This window comes from Pseudoalteromonas sp. 1181_04 (assembly GCF_052850545.1).
Map to the genome: position 1 here is coordinate 1 of NZ_VXCS01000059.1, position 2,970 is coordinate 2,970.

Here is a 2,970-nt window from a genome sequence, read left to right on the forward strand (position 1 = left end):
ATCTACTTTAGTCTATTAACTTCTTGCGCTATCAACTATCACATAAAACGCGTTTGGCGTTGTATGGTTAAGCCTCACGGGTAATTAGTACAAGTTAGCTTAACATATCACTATGCTTCCACATCTTGCCTATCAACGTTGTAGTCTTCAACGGCCCTTCAGAGAGCTTATAGCTCTAGTGAGAACTCATCTCGAGGCCTGCTTCGCGCTTAGATGCTTTCAGCGCTTATCAGTTCCGAACGTAGCTACCGGGCAATGCCATTGGCATGACAACCCGAACACCAGCGGTTCGTTCACTCCGGTCCTCTCGTACTAGGAGCAACCCCTCTCAATTCTCAAACGCCCACGGCAGATAGGGACCGAACTGTCTCACGACGTTCTAAACCCAGCTCGCGTACCACTTTAAATGGCGAACAGCCATACCCTTGGGACCGACTTCAGCCCCAGGATGTGATGAGCCGACATCGAGGTGCCAAACACCGCCGTCGATATGAACTCTTGGGCGGTATCAGCCTGTTATCCCCGGAGTACCTTTTATCCGTTGAGCGATGGCCCTTCCATTCAGAACCACCGGATCACTATGACCTACTTTCGTACCTGCTCGACGTGTCTGTCTCGCAGTTAAGCTGGCTTCTACCATTACACTAACCGTACGATGTCCGACCGTACTTAGCCAACCTTCGTGCTCCTCCGTTACTCTTTGGGAGGAGACCGCCCCAGTCAAACTACCCACCAGGCACTGTCCGTAACCCCGATTCAGGGGCCAACGTTAGAACATCAAAACTACAAGGGTGGTATTTCAAGGACGACTCCACAAAAACTAGCGTCTCTGCTTCTAAGTCTCCCACCTATCCTACACATGTAGGTTCAATGTTCAGTGCCAAGCTGTAGTAAAGGTTCACGGGGTCTTTCCGTCTAGCCGCGGGTACACAGCATCTTCACTGCGATTTCAATTTCACTGAGTCTCGGGTGGAGACAGCGTGGCCATGGTTACACCATTCGTGCAGGTCGGAACTTACCCGACAAGGAATTTCGCTACCTTAGGACCGTTATAGTTACGGCCGCCGTTTACCGGGGCTTCGATCAAGAGCTTCTCCGAAGATAACCCCATCAATTAACCTTCCGGCACCGGGCAGGTGTCACACCGTATACGTCATCTTGCGATTTTGCACAGTGCTGTGTTTTTAATAAACAGTCCCAGCCACCTGGTCACTGCGGCTCCAATCAGCTTAGAGAGCAAGTCTCATCACCAATCGGAGCGTACCTTCTCCCGAAGTTACGGTACGATTTTGCCTAGTTCCTTCACCCGAGTTCTCTCAAGCGCCTTAGTATTCTCTACCTGACCACCTGTGTCGGTTTGGGGTACGATTCGGTATAATCTGAAGCTTAGAGGCTTTTCCTGGAAGTATGGCATCAGCAACTTCATCACCTTAGTGACTCGTCTCGTGTCTCAGCCTAACAGCAACCCGGATTTACCTAAGTCGCTAGCCTACTCACTTTCACATGGACTACCAACGCCATGCTTGCTTAGCCTGCTCCGTCCCCCCATCGCAATTATACCAAGTACGGAAATATTAATCCGTTTCCCATCGACTACGCCTTTCGGCCTCGCCTTAGGGGTCGACTTACCCTACCCTGATTAACATGGGATAGGAACCCTTGGTCTTCCGGCGTGCGGGTTTTTCACCCGCATTATCGTTACTCATGTCAGCATTCGCACTTCTGATACGTCCAGCATACCTCCCGGTACACCTTCAACCGCTTACAGAACGCTCCCCTACCACTCAGAATAAATTCTGAATCCGCAGCTTCGGTGCATAGTTTAGCCCCGTTACATCTTCCGCGCAGACCGACTCGACCAGTGAGCTATTACGCTTTCTTTAAAGGATGGCTGCTTCTAAGCCAACCTCCTGGCTGTCTGGGCCTTTCCACATCGTTTCCCACTTAACTATGACTTTGGGACCTTAGCTGGCGGTCTGGGTTGTTTCCCTCTTCACGACGGACGTTAGCACCCGCCGTGTGTCTCCCGGATATTACTTTACGGTATTCGGAGTTTGCAAAGGGTTGGTAAGTCGGGATGACCCCCTAGCCTTAACAGTGCTCTACCCCCGTAAGTATTCGTCCGAGGCTCTACCTAAATAGATTTCGGGGAGAACCAGCTATCTCCCGGTTTGATTAGCCTTTCACTCCTAGCCACAGGTCATCCCCTAACTTTTCAACGTTAGTGGGTTCGGTCCTCCAGTTGATGTTACTCAACCTTCAACCTGCCCATGGCTAGATCACCGGGTTTCGGGTCTATACCTTGCAACTATTCGCCCAGTTAAGACTCGGTTTCCCTACGGCTACCCTATTCGGTTAACCTCGCTACAAAATATAAGTCGCTGACCCATTATACAAAAGGTACGCAGTCACCCAACAAGTGGGCTCCTACTGCTTGTACGTACACGGTTTCAGGTTCTATTTCACTCCCCTCACAGGGGTTCTTTTCGCCTTTCCCTCACGGTACTGGTTCACTATCGGTCAGTTGGGAGTATTTAGCCTTAGATGATGGTCCACCTATATTCAGTCAAAGTTTCACGTGCTCCGACCTACTCGATTTCACTTAAAAGGGATTTTCATGTACGGGACTATCACCCTGTATCGTGGCACTTTCCAGAGCCTTCCATTAACACCAATTAAGCTTAAGGGCTGTTCCGATTTCGCTCGCCGCTACTTTCGGAATCTCGGTTGATTTCTTTTCCTACGGGTACTTAGATGTTTCAGTTCTCCGCGTTCGCCTCGTTAACCTATGTATTCAGTTAACGATACCTGCAAGCAGGTGGGTTTCCCCATTCGGAAATCCTAGTCTCAAGTGCTTTTTACTAGCTTGACTAGGCTTATCGCAAGTTAATACGTCCTTCATCGCCTCCAACTGCCAAGGCATCCACCGTGTACGCTTAGTCACTTAACCATACAACCCAAACGGGTCTT

At 49.9% G+C, this 2,970-nt stretch carries 1 rRNA gene; it reads right to left on the bottom strand.

The annotated features are described in order from the left end of the window. Positions 1-63: 63 nt before the first annotated feature. Positions 64-2,950, bottom strand: a 23S ribosomal RNA gene (locus FW757_RS22955). Between the last annotated feature and the right edge of the window lie 20 nt (positions 2,951-2,970).